Here is an 18,086-nt window from a genome sequence, read left to right on the forward strand (position 1 = left end):
CTTAAGATCAAAAGTCATCTTCAGATGGAAAATTTGTGAACAGGCGCGCCGGAGACCGGGGCGTCGAATGCGACGAGCGTTCCAGCGGTGGTTATTCCGCCCGTCTCGGTCACGAGACTTGTGACGTAGATCGTCTTGAGGTCGGGACCGCCGAAACACGGCATGGTCGGCCCCTTGAACGGCAGCCTGTAGACCTCGAGCAATTCGCCGTCCGGCGAAAAGCGGTTGAGGCGCCCCGCCTGAACGCCGGCGCTCCAGTAACAGCCTTCGCAATCGGTCGCTGCACCATCCGGCCTGCCTTCATCCGGCGCGAAATCGTGGAGCCGTTCCGCTGGGCCGATCCTGCCGGTCGCGGCGTCGAAATCGAATGCCTGATACATGAGGCCGCTGCTGTCGGAATGATACATGCGTCTGCCGTCCGGGCTCCAGGCAAGCCCGTTCGATGTGAACATATCGCCATCGATGACGCGTTCGATGCCGCCATCCGGGGCGACGCGATAGAGGCGTGCATTGCCTGTCTGTATCGCGGCCTCGTCGCGGGTCCCCACCCAGAAATGGCCGTCCGGACCAACCTTTCCGTCGTTGAGGCGGCTGTCAGGCCGCCCGTCGTCCGGGTCGCAGAGAAGATCGAGCTTGCCGCTCGCGGGATCGAGAAGATGCACGCCGGTCTTGAGGCCCGCCACGATCAAGCCATTGTCGCAGAGGCCGAGACAGCCGACCTGGGCGGGCATGTCGTATCGGTCGAGTTTTCCGTCGGGGAAGAGACGGAAAATGGCGGGTGCGAGAATATCGACAAACCACAGATCGCCGGTTCGCTCATCCCAGGCCGGCGATTCGCCAACCCTCAACGGGGTATCGATCAGGGAACGAAGCTTCGGTTCGACGATATGCGGCTGGCTCACTGGTTCCTCTCCCTCATCCGCGCTTTATGATTCTATTTTCGACATTGCAGGGTGCGGCCTAACTGCCGACGCCCTGAAACATGCGGGCGCGCGCCTTCAATATGTGGTCTTTCATCGCGTCATGCGCGGCCTGCTCGCGCCGCGCAAAAATCGCCTCCACAATCGCTGTGTGCTCGTTCTGCACCTCGCGCACATGCTGCGGGGTCCGCTTGAGGCTGAGGCTGCGTGTCACCGACTGGCCGATGGCGAAATGAGGCTTGAACCAGATCCGCACCGTAATGTGGAACTGGTTATGGCTCGCTTTCGCAATTGCTTCGTGCAGGGCGAAGTCTTCCTCCGCGCCGAGATCGTTGCGCTCGAGACATTGTTCCAGCGCGGCAATCGCCTGCTCTATGCGGACCTTGTCCGTTGCCTGCCAATTGCGGGCCGCAAGCTCAGCCGCGGAAGCCTCCAATCCGGCCCTGAACTCAAAAAAACGCTGCACATCTGCCAGCGAGCCGACCGGCACCTGCTGCAAGACAGAAGAGTCCGGCTGCTGGCGTACATAGGAGCCGGATCCCTTTTGCGAAACGATAAGCCCGTCGTTCCGAAGCCGCTCCAGCGCTTCCCGCACAACCGGTCGCGACGCGCCAAACAGCGATGCCAGATTCTGTTCCGACGGCAACCGCTCGTTCACGGGAAACCGCCCGTCCGAAATCATGCCCACGATTTTTTCGTAGATGATGTCGCTCAGCCGAGTTTCGCCTCGAGCGGCGGCAGATGCAGTGTGATTGTCCATCAGCAGCCCTTCCGTTGCAAATCGCTGAAGTTAATGGGTTTCCTGCATTTCAATCGCAACAGAAATACCGGGTTTTTGTGAGCGAGGGGGCTGTCCTGACCGATTTTTCTTCAAGCCTGATCCTGTAAACCGGTCTACAAATAAAAAAGATGTAAAAATCTGTCAATACTTGTAATCATCTGAAAACGCCCATATGGTCTGCCCCTGCCGATGGAGGATCGGCGTGCTGGCTGGCCGGGAGGGCCGTCGCGGTTCGGTGAAAACCGTCTCGCTGCCGGTGATTTTTTGGGAGGATTGTCGATGCGCGATGGCGATACATTTTCACTGGGCGTAACGCGCCGAACCTTTATGGCGGGTGTTGGCGGCGTGGCCGCGCTCTCCGTCATCGGGACCTCGGCGCGGGCTGCTGCCGGCAAGCAGGCGCCGGAACTAGAGGCGCTGGTAAAGGACGGCAAATTGCCGCCTTTGGCCGAACGCCTGCCGAAAAATCCGATGGTGGTGACGCCGCACGAGAAAATCGGCGCCTATGGCGGCACATTGCGTCGTGGCCTGCGCGGTTCATCGGACCATAACGGCATCCTGCGCATGGTCGGCAATCAGGGCCTTGTCCGCTGGAACATGGATTTTACCGAGGTTCTGCCGAACCTTGCGGTGAAATGGGAAGTCAACGACGATGCCTCGCAATTCACCTTCCATTTGCTGGAGGGCGCAAAATGGTCGGATGGCCACCCCTTCACAGCCGATGACGTGGTGTTCGCCATCGAGGACTGCATCAAGAACAAGGAGCTTTACAGCGCCACGCCGGCGCAGCTTTCCGTGGCCGGCAAGGCGGTCGATGTCGAAAAAGTCGATGATTTCACGGTAAAGTTCAAATTCGCAGCGCCGAATGCACTATATCTCGAAAATCTCGCCACGCCGCTCGGCCAGCATCCGACGCTGTTTCCCAAGCACTATTGCAGCAAGTTCCTGCCGAAATACAATACGTCGCTCGATGCCGATGTGAAGGCGGCGGGTGTCTCGAGCTGGACGGAACTCTTCCGGGCCAAATGCGGCGATATCGAAATTCCGTCCCGCTGGTCGAATGTCGACAAGCCGACGCTCGATCCATGGGTGGTGAAGGAGCCCTATTCCGGCGGTGCGACACGGGTGGTCATGACCCGCAACCCTTACTTCTGGCAGGTCGATACCGAAGGCAATCAGTTGCCCTATATCGATGAAATCAATTTCGGCATTTCGCAGGATGTCGAATCGCTGATGCTGAACGTGATTTCCGGCAAGATTGACATTCAGGAGCGCCATATCAGCGTTCTTGCCAACAAGCCGACCCTGTCACAGAACATGAAAAAAGGTGATTACCGGCTGCTGACGCTGGTGCCGTCTGCCGCGCAGCAGTGCCAGATCTATCTCAACATCACCCACAAAGACCCGGCAATGCGCAAGATGTTTGCCGACAAATCGTTCCGTCAGGCATTGTCCATCGCGCTCAACCGGCAAGAAATCATCGACATCGTCTATTTCGGCCAGAGCGAGGGTTATCAGGCCGGGCCGCGCCCGACACATCCCTGGTACAATGAAAAGCTGGCACGACAATTCACCGAATATGATGCGGACAAGGCGAACGAGCTTCTCGACAAGGCCGGTTATGACAAGAAGAACGGCAACGGCATGCGGTTGCGGCCTGACGGCCAGCCGATCTTCTTCTCGATCGATGTCATCCCGACGCTTTATCCCGATCTGGTCGATGCGCTGGAACTGGTGAAGGCGCAATGGGCGCAGATCGGCGTCGACATCAAGGTCAACACCATCGAACGTGCGCTCTATTATACACGCGGTGATGACAACGCCCATGATGCCGCCGTCTGGCCCGGCCCCGGAGGTCTCGATCCGATGCTTGATCCGCGCGATTTCTTCGCTTTCCATCCGCAGGGGTCGCGTTACGCAATCCCGTGGGCGCTCTGGTACACCTCGAATGGCCAGAAGGGCGAAGAGCCGCCGGAAAGCCAGAAGAAGCGCTTCAAGCTTTTCGACGAGGCGCGCTCGACGGCCGACCTTGCCAAACGCGGTCAGAAGATGAAGGAAATCTTCGATATCGCGGCGGAAGAGTTCGAGACGATCGGTCTTTGCCTTGCCGTTGGTGGTTTCGGCATCATCCGCAACAATCTGCGCAATGTGCCGGAAACGGAACCCGACAGCTGGAGCTGGCCCAACCCCGGCCCGGCGCTGCCGCAACAGTTCACCTTCACAAGCTGATACCGCCACATGGGCGTCGCTGCCGAAACGCGGCGACGCCTCTCAGGTTGTTTCGACCACCCGCAGCCCGCCTCCTTGGAAGGAGACGGGGCGTGCGGCACAATGTGATTGCGAGAACGATATGCTGCTTTTTATCGTAAAACGCCTGCTGTGGATGATACCGTCCCTGTTTGCCGTCAGTTTCCTTGCCTTTGTCCTGATCCAGCTGCCGCCCGGCGACTATGTGACGACCTATATCGCCACACTGGCCGCCTCCAACGAGGTCATCGACCACAACACGGCGGCGCAGCTTCGCGAGCGCTTCGGCCTCGACGACCCGATGATCGTGCAATATCTCAAATGGATATGGGGCATCATCAGCCGCGGCGATTTCGGTATTTCGTTCGAGTGGCAGCAGCCGGTTTCGGGCCTTATCTGGGAACGCATGGCGCTGACGCTGGTTCTTGCCATCGCAAGCCTTCTTGCAACCTGGGCCATCGCGCTTCCGATCGGCGTCTTTTCCGCCGTGCGCAAATATTCGATTGGCGATTATCTCTTCACTGCCTTTTCTTTCTTCGGCCTCTCCATACCCTCGTTCCTGCTGGCGCTGGTGCTGATGTATGTGGCTGCGGTGGAGTTCGGGGCCGATGTCGGCGGGCTGTTTTCAGCCGAATATGAGACTGCCTCATGGAGTATCGCCAAGATGATAGACCTCATGGCCCATATCTGGCTGCCGGTCGCCATTCTTGCCGTGTCTTCCACTGCAAGCCTCATCCGCGTCATGCGCGCCAATATGCTGGATGAATTGCCCAAGCCATATGTCACCACCGCGCGGGCAAAAGGCTTGTCCGAGTTCAAACTGCTGACGAAATATCCGCTCAGAATTGCGCTTAACCCGTTCATTTCCACCATCGCATGGCTGTTGCCCAATCTTATTTCGGGCTCCGTCGTTGTCGCCATCGTGCTCAATCTGCCGACGGCCGCGCCGCTGCTTCTGCAGTCGCTGATGGCGCAGGACATGTATCTCGCGGGCGCTTTCGTGCTGTTGATCTGTGCGCTGACGCTGATCGGATCGCTGATCAGCGACATCCTGCTTGCGCTGGTCGATCCGCGCATCCGGCTCGAATAGGAGGGCGCCATGAGCGATATCACCATCACCGCCAATGCCCGACAGGACCGCGCGGCCGTCGCCTCGCAGTGGCAGCTCATCTGGTGGGCCTTCAAGCGCCACAAGCTGGCCATGGCCGCCATGTTCATCACCATCGCCATGTATATCGTTGCGCTGGTACCGGGCTTCTTCGCCATCAACGATCCGGTATTGCAGAATGCCCGCGCCACCTTCCATCCGCCGCAGCGCGTGCATTTCATCGATACGACCGAGGGTTTCTCGCTCGGGCTGCATTATTATCCGCTGAAGCTGACCCGTGACCCCGAGACACTGGCGGCGGTCTTTGTCGAGGATACGGCGAAGAAAATCCCGGTCCAGTTTTTCGGTCGCGGTTACGAATATTCCGTATTCGGCCTGTTCACCACGGATATCCATCTGCTGGCGTCCGCCGACAAGACGCGGCCGCTCTTCCTCTTCGGCGCGGATCGCCTTGGGCGAGATGTCTTCAGCCGCGTGGTCCAGGGGGCGCAGGTCTCCTTGTCGATCGGTCTTGTCGGCGTGTTCTTCTCGTTGCTGCTCGGCGTCGTTCTCGGCGGCATATCGGGATATTATGGCGGTCGCATTGATTTCACCATGCAGCGCGTGATCGACTTCGTGCTTTCGCTGCCCACCATTCCCATCTGGCTGGCGCTGGCCGCCGCACTGCCGCAGGGCTGGCCCGCCACGCTTCAGTATATGATGATCACCATCATCCTGTCCCTGACCGGCTGGGCGCAGCTTGCCCGCGTCGTGCGCGGACGGTTCCTGTCGCTCAGGACCGAAGAATTCGTGGCCGCAGCGCGGCTGGATGGCGTGCCGGAAGGGCGCATCATCTTCCGCCATATGCTGCCGAGTTTTTCGAGCCATATCATCGCCTCGGTCACGCTTGCGGTTCCGGCGATGATCCTTGCGGAAACCTCGCTGTCCTTCCTCGGCCTTGGCCTTCAGCCGCCCACTATTTCCTGGGGCGTGCTGCTTCGCGAGGCGCAGAACATCCGCTCGATCGCGACTGCGCCCTGGCTGTTCCTGCCCGGTGTGGCGGTCGTCATTGCGGTCATGGCTCTCAATCTGCTCGGTGACGGCCTGCGCGACGCAGCCGACCCCTATAACAAGTGAGGCCCCGGATGAGCGACATTCTCTCTATGAAGCCAGCCAAGCCGCTGCTTGAAGTCCGCAATCTGGTCACTGAATTTCCAGTGAGGAACGGCATTTTCCGGGCGGTCAACGACCTGTCTTTTTCCATCGATCCCGGCAAGACGCTTTGCGTCGTCGGCGAAAGCGGCTCGGGCAAATCCGTCACCGCCCGTTCGATCCTGCAGATCATCGACAGCCCCGGCCGCATTGCGTCCGGATCGATCATCCTCAACCGTGCCGACGGCACGTCCCTCGATCTGGCGAAGCTCGATCCGCGCAGCCGGGCCATCCGCTCGGTGCGCGGCGCTGATATCGCGATGATCTTTCAGGAGCCGATGTCGTCGCTTTCACCCGTGCATACGGTCGGGGACCAGATCACGGAGGTCCTGCGTCTGCATCTGAAGATGAGTAAGGCAGAGGCGCGGGCCGAGGCCATAGAGCTGTTGCGGCAAGTGGAGATCCCTAACCCTGAAAAGGCGCTGGATCGTTACGCTTTCCAGTATTCCGGCGGCATGCGCCAGCGCGCCATGATCGCCATGGCGCTGGCCTGCAAGCCGCAGCTTTTGATCGCCGACGAACCGACGACTGCGCTCGATGTGACGACACAGGCCGAGATCCTCGACCTTATATCGCGGCTGCAAAAGGCGCATGGCATGGCGGTGCTGTTCATCACCCACGACATGGGTGTGGTGGCGCAGATTGCCGATGACGTGCTGGTCATGCATCACGGCGTCGCCAAGGAATATGGCACCGTCGATGAGATATTCCATAATCCGCAGGACCCCTATACACGCATGTTGATCGGCTCCGTGCTGAAGCTGGAGCAGAAGGCGGAAATCCGGCTTGCGCGGCCTCCGCTCGACCTTGCAGCTGCTCCCGTGCTCGAAGTGAATGACCTCTCCATGCACTTCGGCGAGATGAAGGCGCTGGATGGCGTCTCGATCAAGCTTCTGCCGGGCGAAACGCTCGGTATTGTCGGCGAAAGCGGTTCGGGGAAAACCACGATGGGCCGCTCCATCATGCGTCTATACGATCCGACCGGCGGCGAAATGCTATATCGCCGAGCGGATGGCACGGTGGTCGATCTGGCCAAAATCGAAGGTTCCGAGCTGAAAGCCGCGCGGCGTGAGTTGCGCATGGTGTTCCAGGATCCTTTCGGTTCGCTCAATCCGCGCATGACGGTGGCGCAGGTCATCGGCGAGCCGTTGCTGGTCAACGGCATTGCCAAAGGCAGAGAACTGGATGACCGCGTCTGCGCGCTGATGGAGCAGGTGGGACTGGATCCGGGCGGGCGCGAACGCTATCCGCACGCCTTTTCCGGCGGCCAGCGCCAGCGCATCGGCATCGCCCGCGCCATAACCCTGAAGCCGCGCGTCATCGTGGCGGATGAGGCGACGTCGGCGCTAGATGTTTCGGTGCGGTTCCAGGTGCTGGATCTTTTGATGCGGCTGCAGGATGAGCTGGGCCTCGCCTATATCTTCATCAGCCATGACATCGGCGTCATTCGCTATATGTGCGACCGTGTGGGCGTGATGTATCGCGGCAAGCTGGTGGAAGTGGGAGACGCCGAAAAGGTCTGCAACGCGCCGGACCATCCCTACACGCAGGCGCTTCTTTCCGCCATTCCGCGCCCGGATCCGCGCGACCGGGATCGCACGCGCAGATTCCGCTACGTCGAACCATCCGAAGCCAAGAACGGGGCCGTCGCCCGATAGTGCCGGGCATGCCGCACGCTGCAATTCATGAGGAAGACTGAAGCATGAAAATCGACCGCATGCGGGTATTCGTCACCCGCGACAAGGACCGCCCCCGCGTCATCGTCGCCCTCGATACCGATGACGGTTTGACCGGCTGGGGTGAATGTTATAATCACGGGCCCGATCTCGCCCTACCGCCGGTGCTGGACTACCTCTACGGCTTCCTAGCCGGGCAGGACCCGACGCGGGTGGAGTATCTCTATAACCTCCTGCTTCAGCAGAACCGCTTTCCGCCCGGAGCGCTCGGTCTGTCGGCCATCTCGGCGCTCGATCATTGCCTGTGGGACCTCGCAGCCAAGGCGGCGGGCGTACCAGTCTACAAGCTGCTGGGCGGCGAAGTACGCGACCGTATCAAGGTCTATGCCGGTGTCTACACGGCCCCGGATGCGCCAGCGGCAAGGGAGGAATTCGACCGTCTCAACGAGGATTGGGGCTTCACGGCCTTCAAGCTCAGCCCATGGCGTGTCGATATCCATGCCCATCGCTGGGGCGAGGTGGTGCGCAGTTCCGCTGAATATTTCCGCTCCCTTCGCGAAACCGTGCGCCCTGACTACGACATCGCCTTCGACGCCCATGCCAAGATTTTCGAGCCCGCGGCCGCCCGCCAACTTGGCAACGCGCTTGCCCCTTACGATCCGCTGTTCTTCGAAGAGCCGCTGCGTCCCGAAAACATCGAGATGTGGGGAGACCTCAAACAGGGGCTGAACTGCACGCTGGCAACGGGTGAAAGTCTATATAATCGCAATGAGTTCCTTCGCCTTCTTCAAGTAAAAGGTGCGGATATCATCCAGCCCGATATCTGCGTCGTCGGCGGCATTTCGGAGATGCGCCGCATCGCGACGCTTGCGGAAGCCCATTTTGTCAGCATCGCGCCGCATAACCCTATGGGACCGCTCGCCACCGCCGTCAATGTGCACTTCTCCGCTGCCCAGCAGAATTTCCGAATTCTTGAATATCGCCTGCCGAAAGGGCAATGCTACGTCTATGGCGGCACCGATCTCGAAAAACGCGAGGATGAAACCCGTTATGTCGTCGACCCCTACCTGCCGAAGGACGGATATCTGGAACTGAGGCCGGACCGTCCCGGCTGGGGTGTCGAGATGGATGAAAAAGCCATGCAGGAGGATGGCTATGTTCATTGGCAAAGACGGGTGCCGAAACGGTCTGACGGCTCATATGCCTTCGCCTGAAACGGTTGCAATTGCCTGCGGGCGGCTCTCCGCCCGCCTGCGCCCCGCCTGGGGTGGCAGAATGACCCATCTGCGGCACTTTGACTACGGCGATATTCTGGTGCCGACAATGGAGCAGGAATTCGAGCCGTTCAACTGGCCAAGGGCTGGCGCATACCCCTTGTTTCCCTATCACAACCGGCTCTATGGCGGGTCCTTCATCCATGCCGGTATCCGCCATGACCTGCTGCCGCATCCGGCGCTTGCGCCTGACGCCATGCATGGCCCGGCTCACCGCCGGCCGTGGGCGATTTCAGATCTGTCTTCGGATCGGGTTTCACTGATGTTGGACTACGAGGCCGACGGGGAGTGGCCTTTTTCTTTTCGCGCCGAGCAGTCTTTCCTGCTGGAAGACGAAAGCCTCGCCGTGGAACTGTCGATAACCAATCTCGCGGATGTGCCAGCACCGATGGCGCTAGGCTGGCACCCCTATCTGGCGGCAGGGCTCGGTCGCAATGCCCGGACGGACGCCAAGCTGCAATATCCGCTGGATGCGCAAAACGTGCCAACCGGCCAGCCGGCGGCGCCTCGCCCGAAACCTGCCATTCCCGCCGCAACGGGATACACACTGCATTTCACCGATTGGTCAAGCGCGCAGGTCGACTTCGACCGGTTTTCACTGCGGCTCGAGGCCGATCCCGTTTTCGGCCATCTCGCCGTGCACCGCATGCAGCGCTACCTCTGTCTTGAGCCGGTTTCCATGGCCGCCGGAGCGCTTGGTTTGTCGCAGGCGCAGCGGGAAGGGCAGGGTCTCGGGACGGTTGCCCCCGGCGAGCTCCTGTCGGGGCGCATCAGGCTCTCCATCGGTCTTTAGGAGGAGAGGGTGCGCCTGTGACGCCCAAACGCCCTCCGCCGAACGCCAAACTTCAAAAAACCGCCAAATGCCCATATTTTGAGCGTCAGTAATTATCGCTCAAAAATAGGCTTGACGTCGGCGAAAATTTCGAACCAAATGAACCAATGTGAGATTGGTTCAGTAAATGGTGCGACGTGACGGTGAACCCCAACGACAACTCCAACTATGCGCTAGGAAAATTGCGCGCGTATATTCAGGCGCAGGATCTTGCGAAAGACCGTCGCCTGCCGACGGAGCGGGCGTTTGCGGAAACCTTCAATGTCGGCCGACGTGCGGTCCGTCGCGCTCTTGAGGTTCTCGAAGCCGAAGGTCTGATCTGGAGACGGCAGGGGGCGGGAACCTTTGTGGGCGAAAAGCCCGACGATTGGTCCGCCCAGGTGACGGAACTGGTGGCCGGCACGGATATCATGGAAATCATGGAAGTGCGTCTTCGCATCGAGCCGCAACTGGCGCAGCTTGCGGCCATGCGCGCCAAGCCGGCCGAGGTGGAGCGCATGCGCGCCCTCGTCCACAAGACCGGCCAGAGCACGGATGCCGACGCCAAGGAGTTGTGGGATGGTTCGCTTCACCGCCAGATCGCCCAGAGCGCCGGCAACAAATTGTTCCTGTCCATCTTCGATGTCATCAACCGCATTCGCCAGGACGATGCATGGCAGTCGATACGGGAGCTGGCGCGCCGCAGCGGCACGAACGGCAAGGCTTCCTTCGAACAGCACATAGCGATCGTCGACGCCATCGCCGATCGTGACCCCGCAAGAGCTGGCGAAGCGATGCGCCAGCACCTGCTCATGCATCAGGAAAGGTTGATCCGCGCCACCTCGCTCGGCTTTCTGGAGGAGAAAACCGGACAAGATATTGGCGCCCGCAGCACGGGCGATGCCGATAATCCGCTCACGCCGGCCTCATAGGCGGCAGAGCAGACCTGCCGGACTTTCAGACCCGGCCAATGAAAAAACAAAGATAACAGACCAGAGGATAGAACATGAAGAAGATCAAGACATTGACCGCCGCCCTGTTGGCCGGTGCATTCCTGTCCGCGCCGGCAATCTCGTCCGAACTGCGTATCGGCCTTAATGACGACGCCGACGTGTTAGACCCCGCGCAATCGCGCACCTTCGTCGGGCGTATCGTTTATACCGCCATGTGCGACAAGCTCGTCGATATCTCGCAGGACATGAAGATCGTTCCCCAGCTTGCCACCGAATGGGCCTGGTCCGATGGCGGCAAGGTGCTGACGATGAAAATCCGCGACGGCGTGAAATTCCATGATGGCGAGACGCTGGATGCGGCGGCTGTCGTGGCCACCATCGAGCGCAACATGACCTTGCCGGAATCCCGCCGCAAGAGTGAGCTTTCCTCGATCGAAAAGGTTGAGGCCACCGCGCCGCTTGAAGTGAAATTCACCCTGAAGACGCCGGATGTCACCCTGCTGGCGCAGCTTTCCGACCGCGCCGGTATGATCGTCGCGCCGAAGGCGGCCAAGGAACTGGGCGCCAATTTCGGTTCGAAGCCGGTCTGCGCCGGACCGTTCAAATTCGTCGAGCGCATCCAGCAGGACCGCATCGTGCTCGAGAAATTCGCCGATTATTGGGACAAGGACAAAATTCTGGTCGACAGGGTCGTTTATCTGCCGATCCCGGATACGACCGTGAAGCTTGCCAATCTTCGCTCGGGAGACCTCGATATCGCCGAACGCATCGCGGCCTCCGATGCCGAGTCCGTCAAGAACGACGCCAATCTGACCTATGCGGATGTCATCGGTCCGGGCTACATGGCCATGTATGTCAACATTAACAACGGCCCCCGCGCGGATAATCCGCTCGGCAAGGACAAGCGCCTGCGTCAGGCCTTTTCTTATGCGATTGACCGGGAAGCGATCGGCCAGATCGTCTTCGAGGGTACGTCAAAAGCAGGCAATCAGGCCTTTCCGCCCACAAGCCCATGGTTCAACCAGAACCTTCCTGTGCCGGCGCGCGATATCGACAAGGCCAAGCAACTGATGAAGGAGGCGGGTTACGAAAAACTCGACGTCGAGCTTCAGCACGCTAACAACACGACGCAGACGCAGATGATGCAGGTCATCCAGTCAATGGTCGCGGAAGCCGGCTTCAACGTCACCCTGAAGGCCACGGAATTTGCCACGCTTCTTTCCGAGCAGACCGCCGGCAATTATCAGCTCAGCCGTTCCGACTGGTCGGGACGCATCGATCCGGATGGCAACCTGCATCAGTTCGTCACCTGCAAGGGCGGCATCAACGATGTGAAATATTGCAATCCTGAGGTCGACAAGCTGCTCAACGAGGCCCGCGCCTCGACCGAAGATGCAGTGCGCAAGGAAAAATACGATGCCGCCAGCGTCATCCTCAACGATGACATGCCGATCATCTATCTCGGTCACCAGCCCTATGCCTACGCCATTTCCAACAAGGTCAAGGGCTGGGCGCCATCGCCGGACGGTATGATCCGCCTTCTCGGCGTCTCCAAGGACTGAACACGTCGCATGCGCCGCACGGCCCTGCCGTGCGGCCCTCACGAATTGGCACGAACGAGGGCCACGCTATGCCTGTTTATATCGGCAAGCGACTGCTTGTCGCTATCCCGACGCTTCTGATCATCTCCATTTTCGTCTTCTCGCTGCAAAAACTGCTGCCGGGAGATCCGGTTCTCGCCATGGCTGGCGAAGAGCGCGATCCGGCGACGATTGAATTCCTGCGTGAGAAATATCGCCTGAACGACCCCGTTCCGCTGCAATATGTCAACTGGCTGGGCGGCGTCGTGACGGGCGATTTCGGAATTTCGCTGCGCACAAACCAGCCAGTGCTGGAACTCATCGGTCAGAAGCTGCCGGTCACCATCCAGCTTGCGGTGATGGCGATGTTCTTTGCGATGGTCATCGGCATTCCGATCGGTATTCTCGCCGCCGTCAAGAAGAATACCTGGATCGATTACGCGGCCAATATTGTTGCGCTTTCCGGCCTCTCTATCCCGAATTTCTGGCTCGGCATCATGCTGATCCTGCTGGTGTCGGTCAAACTCGGGTGGTTGCCGGCGTCCGGTTATGAATCGATCTTTGTCGATCCCGTGCGCTCCATCGAAACCATGATCATGCCCGCCTTCGTGCTGGGCAACGCGCTTGCGGCAACGCTGATGCGCCATACCCGGTCGGCGATGGTGGCGGTGCTCAGTTCCGACTATATCCGCACTGCCCGAGCCAAGGGTCTTTCGCCGCGCGAGATCATCCTGTCGCATAGTTTCCGCAATGCGCTTCTGCCCGTTATCACGCTGCTGGCGCTGCTCTTCGGCGAATTGCTGGCCGGGGCGGTGCTAACGGAGCAGATTTTCACCATTCCCGGCTTCGGCAAGATGACGGTCGACGCGGTGTTCACCCGCGACTATGCCGTCGTGCAGGGCATCGTTCTTTGCACCGCCGTCGGCTTCATCCTCATGAACCTTCTGGCCGACATTGCCTATGTCCTGCTCAACCCCCGCCTCAGGGCGACGATCTGAGGCACCGATATCATGACCGTTCTCGATCAAAACCTCTCCGTAGCGGTAACGCGGCAGGAAAGCCGCGCCTGGAAAAAGATGAAGCGCAACAAATCGGCGCTTGCCGGCATGGCTATCGTGCTGTTTTTCGCCGTTCTTGCCATTGCCGCGCCGATCCTTCCGATTGCCGATCCGGTGGCGACCAGCTGGTCGGCCATCCGCAAGGCCCCCTCGGCCGCCCATTGGCTCGGCACCGACGATCTCGGCCGAGACATCCTTTCCCGCATGATCTATGGCGCGCGCGCCTCGCTGATGGCGGGCGTGGTCTCGGTGATGATCGCCGTGGTCATCGGCGTGCCCTTTGGCCTGATTTCAGGTTATTTCGGCGGCTGGGTGGATATGGTCATATCCCGCATCACCGAAGCGTTGCTGGCCATGCCGTTCCTCATCATGGCAATCGCGCTTGCTGCCTTCCTTGGCCCGAGCCTTACCAATGCGATGATCGCCATCGGTCTTTCCGCCATGCCGATTTTCGTGCGCCTGACGCGCGGGCAGGTGCTGGCGGTCAAAACCGAAGACTATGTCGAAGGCGCAAGGTCCATCGGCCTCAACCACATCGACATCATGACGCGTTACATCCTGCCGAATGTTTTTGCCCCTATCATCGTGCAGGCGACCCTGACCGTTGCGACCGCCATTATCGCTGAGGCGAGCCTCTCTTTTCTCGGGCTTGGCCAGCAGGCGCCTGCGCCCTCCTGGGGTTCGATGCTGAATACTGCAAAGAATTTCCTCAGCCAGGCGCCGTGGATGACGATGTGGCCCGGCATCGCCATCTTCCTCGTCGTCATCGGCTTCAATCTTCTGGGCGACGGCCTGCGTGATGCGCTCGATCCGCGCGAAGCATGATTTTTTACAAGGAATATCGGAATGAATGAATTCACCACACGCCCTGAAATCCTTGGAACCTTCGGCGTCGTCACCTCAACCCACTGGATCGCGTCGGCCGTCGGCATGGCGATCCTCGAAAAAGGCGGCAATGCTTTCGACGCGGCCGTCGCCACCGGTTTCGTCCTCCAGATCGTCGAGCCGCATCTTTGCGGTCCGGGCGGAGATATGCCCGCTGTGTTTTATTCGAAAAAGAAGGACAAGGTGGAAGTCATCTGCGCACAGGGCCCGGCCCCGAGCGGTGCGACGATCGAACACTACACGTCGGAAGGACTGAAGCTGATCCCCGGCGATGGGCTGCTGGCCACCGTTATTCCCGGTGCCTTCGACGGCTGGATGCTGATGCTGCGCGATTATGGCACCATGAGCGTGCGCGACGTGCTGGAACCCGCCATCTATTATGCCGAGCAGGGGCATCCGACATTGCCGCGTGTCTCCGCCACCATCAAGGGGCTGGCCGATTTCTTCGAGAAGGAATGGCCGACCTCCCATGAGACGTGGTTGCCGGGTGGTGCCGCACCCGAGCCTCACGCCAATTTCCGCAATCCGGTTCTGGCTGCGACCTATCAGCGGATTATCACCGAAGCCGAAGCGCGTTCCGGCCGCGAAAACCAGATCGAGGCGGCGCGCGACGCCTTCTATCGGGGTTTCGTTGCGGAAGCTATCGACCGTTACGTGAGGACTGCGGAAGTCATGGACGCCAGCGGCGCGCGGCACAAGGGCGTGTTAACGGCGCAGGATATGGCGGACTGGAGCGCGACCGTCGAAGCGCCCCAGACGCTCGACTATCAAGATTGGACGATTGCCAAGACGCCGGCCTGGGGACAGGGTCCGGTTCTGCTGCAATCGCTTGCGCTTCTGAAAGGTTTCGACATTGCGGCTATGGACCCGTCCGGTCCCGATTTCATCCACACCATCGTCGAAGCCATGAAGCTCGCTTATGCCGACCGCGAAGTCTATTACGGCGATCCGGAATTCGGGCAGATCCCGACGGAATATCTCCTGTCGGAAGGCTACAATGCCGGACGCCGCGCGCTGATAAGCGGCGAGGCCTCGCTGGAGCTGCGCCCCGGCACTGTGCCGGGTTACGAAAAGCAGGTGGACGCCACCATGGCCATGCTGGCCGAGATGAGCGGCGCCGGCACGGTCTACGAGCCGACCATGTCGCATCTGACGGAGAAGCGCGGCGATACGGTGCACATCGATGTCATTGACCGCTGGGGCAACATGGTCTCCACCACGCCTTCGGGCGGCTGGCTGCAATCCTCTCCCATCGTGCCCGGCCTCGGTTTCGCGCTCAATTCCCGCGCCCAGATGTTCTGGCTGAAGGACGGCCTGCCAACCTCGCTTGCACCGGGCAAACGACCGCGCACCACGCTGACGCCTTCGCTTGCGCTTCATCAGGGGCGTCCCTCCATGGTGTTCGGCACGCCAGGCGGCGATCAGCAGGATCAGTGGCAATTGCCCTTCTTCCTGCGTTATGCCCATCACGGCAAGAACCTGCAGGCCGCCATCGACATGCCGCTGTTCCACACCGCGCATTTTCCGGGGTCGTTTTATCCGCGCACCCGTTCGCCGGGCGAAATCACCGTGGAAAGCACCGTGGGCGAGGCGACCTTGCAGGAGCTTCGCCGTCGAGGGCACCGCGTCACGGTTGCCGATGCATGGTCGGTCGGGCGGCTCACCGCCGCGCGCCGCGATTCGGACGGCCTGCTGCGCGCCGCCGCGACACCGCGGCTGATGCAGGCCTATGCGGTAGGGCGGTGACACCATGGAGACAAGACCCGTCCTTTCCGTCCGTAACCTCACCACCTCCTTCCTCGTGGATGGCGCGTGGAAGAGCGTCGTGCGCAACGTGTCCTTCGATGTCGCGCCTGGCGAAACCGTCGCGATTGTCGGGGAATCCGGCTCCGGCAAATCGGTGACGTCGCTGTCTCTCATGCGCCTGCTCGCCCCGGCCTCCAGCCGGATCGAGGGGGAGGTGCTGCTCAACGGGCGCGATCTTCTTGCGCTTTCCGAAAGGGAAATGCGCGGTGTGCGCGGCAACGATATCTCGATGATCTTCCAGGAGCCGATGACCTCGCTCAATCCGATCTTCACCATCGGCCGCCAGATTTCTGAAGTACTCATCCGGCACAAGGGGCTTTCGAAGCAGGAGGCGCGGGCGGAGACGGTGCGGCTTCTGGAAAAGGTTCGCATTCCAAACGCCTCCGGTCGTTTCGATGAATATCCTCACCAGTTTTCCGGCGGCATGCGCCAGCGGGTGATGATCGCCATGGCGCTCGCCTCACGGCCGAAACTGCTGATCGCCGACGAGCCGACGACGGCGCTCGACGTCACCATTCAGGGGCAGATCCTCGATCTGATCAAGCTGCTGCAGGAAGAGGAGGGCATGTCGGTCCTTTTCATCACCCATGACATGGGCGTGGTGGCCGAAATCGCCGACCGGACGATCGTGATGTATCGTGGCGATGAGGTCGAGACCGGACCGACGGAAGACATCTTCCGGTGCGGTAAGCACCCCTATACACGGGCGCTGCTTTCGGCGGTGCCGAAGCTCGGCTCGATGCGCGACCGGCAATGGCCGACACGGTTTCCGGTGCTCGACATGAAAACCGGCCTTTCGAGCGAGCCGCAGGAAGTGGCCTGGACAGTTGCGAGTGGGCAGACGCCGGTTCTGTCGGTCAAGAACCTGGTGACGCGTTTTGCCATCCGCTCCGGCCTACTGGCGCGCCAGACGGGCGCGGTCCATGCGGTGGAAAACGTGTCCTTCGATCTGTTTCAGGGGGAAACGCTGTCGCTGGTTGGGGAATCCGGCTGCGGAAAATCAACCACCGGCCGCTCGATCATGCGGCTTGTGGAGCCGACGGCCGGCGACGTTTCGCTCGACGGTTACGATGTGATGCGGCTCGATACGGTTGGCCTGCGCAATATGCGCAAATCCGTGCAGATGATCTTTCAGGACCCGTTCTCGTCGCTCAATCCGCGCATGACGGTGGGCACGGCGATTTCCGAGCCCTTTATCAAGCACAAACTGGGCAACACCAGACAGGCGAAGGAAAAGACTGCCGATCTTCTCGAAAAGGTGGGTCTGTCCGCCGATATGGCCAGCCGCTACCCTCATGAGTTTTCCGGCGGCCAGCGCCAGCGCATCGCTATTGCCCGTGCGCTGGCGCTCGATCCCAAGGTCATCGTTGCCGATGAAAGCGTCTCGGCGCTCGATGTTTCGATCAAGGCGCAGGTCTGCAACCTGCTGCTCGACCTGCAACAGAGCCTCAACCTCGCTTTCCTGTTCATTTCGCATGACATGGCGGTGGTGGAGCGCGTCAGCCATCGTGTGGCGGTGATGTATCTCGGGGAGATCGTGGAGATCGGGCCGCGTGCGGCGGTTTTCGACAATCCGCAGCATCCCTATACGAAAAAGCTCATGGCCGCCGTGCCCGTGCCTGATCCGGCAAGGCGCGGGATAAGGCGCGGCATATCCAATGACGAGCTGAAAAGCCCGATACGGGCAGTGGGATATGAAACACCGGTGCGGAACTACAGGACCGTTTCGCCCGGCCACCTGGTGCAGGTCCAGACTTAGTCCGGGAAACTTATCTTTTCGTTGTCAACGCAATAGC

General features: G+C 60.3%; 14 protein-coding genes. 12 read left to right on the forward strand and 2 right to left on the reverse strand.

All coding sequences use genetic code 11. The features are described from left to right. Positions 1 to 20: 20 nt before the first annotated feature. A complete protein-coding gene (locus O9X91_RS19700) occupies positions 21 to 902 on the reverse strand; it encodes an SMP-30/gluconolactonase/LRE family protein (protein WP_142913825.1) in 882 nt (293 codons plus the stop codon). A 58-nt stretch (positions 903 to 960) separates the two neighbouring features. After that, positions 961 to 1,680 carry a FadR/GntR family transcriptional regulator gene (locus tag O9X91_RS19705; RefSeq protein ID WP_142913824.1) on the reverse strand — a complete coding sequence of 240 codons (720 nt, stop codon included), beginning with the start codon at positions 1,678 to 1,680 and terminating at the stop codon, positions 961 to 963. Between the two features lie 300 nt (positions 1,681 to 1,980). Here O9X91_RS19705 and O9X91_RS19710 point away from each other — a divergent pair, with 300 nt between their 5' ends. The 12 genes from O9X91_RS19710 (at position 1,981) to O9X91_RS19765 (ending at position 18,049) form a co-directional block, all read left to right on the forward strand. Continuing rightward, a complete protein-coding gene (locus O9X91_RS19710) occupies positions 1,981 to 3,930 on the forward strand; it encodes an ABC transporter substrate-binding protein (RefSeq protein WP_142913823.1) in 1,950 nt (649 codons plus the stop codon). A gap of 121 nt (positions 3,931 to 4,051) precedes the next feature. Beyond that, the gene (locus tag O9X91_RS19715) at positions 4,052 to 5,038 is read left to right on the forward strand and encodes an ABC transporter permease (RefSeq protein WP_077983887.1); all 987 of its coding nucleotides are present in this window, start codon (positions 4,052 to 4,054) and stop codon (positions 5,036 to 5,038) included. Positions 5,039 to 5,047: 9 nt separating this feature from the next. Next, complete coding sequence (locus tag O9X91_RS19720) at positions 5,048 to 6,172, forward strand: ABC transporter permease (RefSeq protein WP_137411129.1); 1,125 nt, start codon at positions 5,048 to 5,050, stop codon at positions 6,170 to 6,172. 8 nt (positions 6,173 to 6,180) lie between these two features. After that, positions 6,181 to 7,905, forward strand: coding sequence for an ABC transporter ATP-binding protein (locus tag O9X91_RS19725; protein ID WP_162520595.1), 1,725 nt, complete (start codon positions 6,181 to 6,183; stop codon positions 7,903 to 7,905). 44 nt (positions 7,906 to 7,949) lie between these two features. Then, a complete protein-coding gene (locus O9X91_RS19730; RefSeq protein ID WP_142913821.1) occupies positions 7,950 to 9,137 on the forward strand; it encodes a galactarate dehydratase in 1,188 nt (395 codons plus the stop codon). Then, complete coding sequence (locus tag O9X91_RS19735) at positions 9,124 to 9,990, forward strand: aldose epimerase family protein (protein ID WP_142913892.1); 867 nt, start codon at positions 9,124 to 9,126, stop codon at positions 9,988 to 9,990. Before O9X91_RS19730 ends, O9X91_RS19735 begins: the two co-directional genes overlap by 14 nt. A gap of 176 nt (positions 9,991 to 10,166) precedes the next feature. Continuing rightward, positions 10,167 to 10,940: a FadR/GntR family transcriptional regulator gene (locus tag O9X91_RS19740; protein ID WP_142913820.1), complete on the forward strand. Its 774-nt coding sequence runs from the start codon at positions 10,167 to 10,169 to the stop codon at positions 10,938 to 10,940. Positions 10,941 to 11,014: 74 nt separating this feature from the next. Beyond that, entirely contained in the window at positions 11,015 to 12,523 is a 1,509-nt protein-coding gene (locus tag O9X91_RS19745) for an ABC transporter substrate-binding protein (protein ID WP_173991670.1), read from the forward strand. 68 nt (positions 12,524 to 12,591) lie between these two features. Next, on the forward strand, positions 12,592 to 13,539 hold the full coding sequence (locus tag O9X91_RS19750; RefSeq protein ID WP_077983880.1) for an ABC transporter permease: 948 nt from the start codon (positions 12,592 to 12,594) through the stop codon (positions 13,537 to 13,539). Between the two features lie 12 nt (positions 13,540 to 13,551). Next, positions 13,552 to 14,424, forward strand: a complete 873-nt coding sequence (locus O9X91_RS19755) for an ABC transporter permease (protein WP_162520594.1) — start codon at positions 13,552 to 13,554, stop codon at positions 14,422 to 14,424. 21 nt (positions 14,425 to 14,445) lie between these two features. Beyond that, positions 14,446 to 16,230, forward strand: a complete 1,785-nt coding sequence (locus O9X91_RS19760) for a gamma-glutamyltransferase family protein (RefSeq protein WP_269833882.1) — start codon at positions 14,446 to 14,448, stop codon at positions 16,228 to 16,230. Between the two features lie 4 nt (positions 16,231 to 16,234). Continuing rightward, positions 16,235 to 18,049, forward strand: a complete 1,815-nt coding sequence (locus O9X91_RS19765) for an ABC transporter ATP-binding protein (protein ID WP_142913817.1) — start codon at positions 16,235 to 16,237, stop codon at positions 18,047 to 18,049. Positions 18,050 to 18,086: the final 37 nt, after the last annotated feature.

This window comes from Agrobacterium salinitolerans (assembly GCF_027498475.1).
In the GTDB taxonomy this organism is placed as follows: domain Bacteria; phylum Pseudomonadota; class Alphaproteobacteria; order Rhizobiales; family Rhizobiaceae; genus Agrobacterium; species Agrobacterium salinitolerans.